The 1,255-nt window shown below is 52.2% G+C and carries 2 protein-coding genes; both read left to right on the top strand.

What is annotated here, in order from left to right; all coding sequences use genetic code 11:
- Positions 1-477: ATP-dependent Clp protease ATP-binding subunit ClpX (locus AC1DWB_RS35530; RefSeq protein WP_477545770.1), on the top strand; the 477-nt coding region annotated here is incomplete at its 5' end.
- A gap of 118 nt (positions 478-595) precedes the next feature.
- Positions 596-1,255 (top strand): flavodoxin/ferredoxin-dependent (E)-4-hydroxy-3-methylbut-2-enyl-diphosphate synthase (locus AC1DWB_RS35525; RefSeq protein ID WP_477545769.1); only part of this gene is annotated, 660 nt, incomplete at its 3' end.

The raw sequence follows: 1,255 nt of genomic DNA, 5'->3' as shown, positions 1-1,255 counted from the left end.
GGCTTCAACAGCGAAGGCCACAAGAACGATCTGAAGCCGGGCGAATATTTGTCCATGGTGTTACCGGAAGACTTACTGAAGTTCGGCTTAATTCCGGAATTCGTAGGACGGTTACCTGTCATCTCCACACTGGAGCCGCTTGATGAGCCGGCACTCGTTCGTATCTTGACCGAGCCGAAGAACGCGCTTGTGAAGCAGTACCAGAAGATGCTGGAAATGGATAACGTATCCCTCGACTTCTCGGTGGATGCGCTCGACGCCATCGCCAAGGAAGCGATCAAGCGTAATACAGGTGCTCGCGGACTTCGGGCCATTATCGAAGGAATTATGCTGGATGTGATGTTTGAAGTGCCTTCCCGTGATGATGTAACTAATTGCACCATTACGAAGGAAGCTGTACTCGAGAAGATCGCGCCGGAGCTCAAGACGAAGGACGGCAAGTCGATTTCCGTCAATAAGAAAGAAGAAAGCGCCTAACCAATAACTAGCCGATCCTTCCTCCCGCCTGAATGCGCATAGTGTGCGAATGTCTGATGCTCCATGTCAGATTGTCGTTCAGGGGGGAGGATGTTTGGCGTCCATGGGAGAGTTCCGCATGTATCATAGATCAGAGACCGTTCCTGTCCGAGTCGGAGAACTGACGATCGGCGGCAGTAATGAAGTTATTATGCAGAGCATGTGTACGACGAAAACCGCGGATGTGAAAGCTACGGTTGCCGAGATTCTTCGCTTAGAGGAGGCAGGCTGCCAGCTTGTCCGCGTAACGGTGAACAATCAGGAAGCAGCAGCAGCGATCAAGGAAATCAAGAAGCAAATTCATATCCCGCTTGTAGCTGATATACATTTCGACCATCGATTGGCGCTCGCAGCTATTGAGAACGGCATCGATAAAGTCCGCATCAATCCGGGCAATATCGGACGTCGCGAGAAAGTGGAAGCGGTCGTGAAGGCATGCAAGGAACGGGGAATCCCGATCCGAATCGGCGTTAATGCGGGGTCGCTGGAGAAGCATTTGTTGGACAAGTATGGGTATCCAACACCAGATGCTATGGTGGAGAGCGCCTTGTTCCATATCGGCATTCTCGAGGAGCTGGATTTCCACGATATTATCGTGTCTCTGAAGGCTTCGGATGTACCGATGGCTATAGCGGCTTATACGAAAGCGGCCTCTGCGTTCAAGTATCCGCTCCATCTAGGCATTACGGAAGCGGGTACGCTATTCTCCGGCACCGTGAAGAGCGCCGGAGGACTGGGC

Source organism: Paenibacillus sp. P4_E11, from assembly GCF_056401635.1.
The sequence above is the reverse complement of the archived record's forward strand: the minus strand, read 5'-3'. Positions and strand labels throughout refer to the sequence as shown.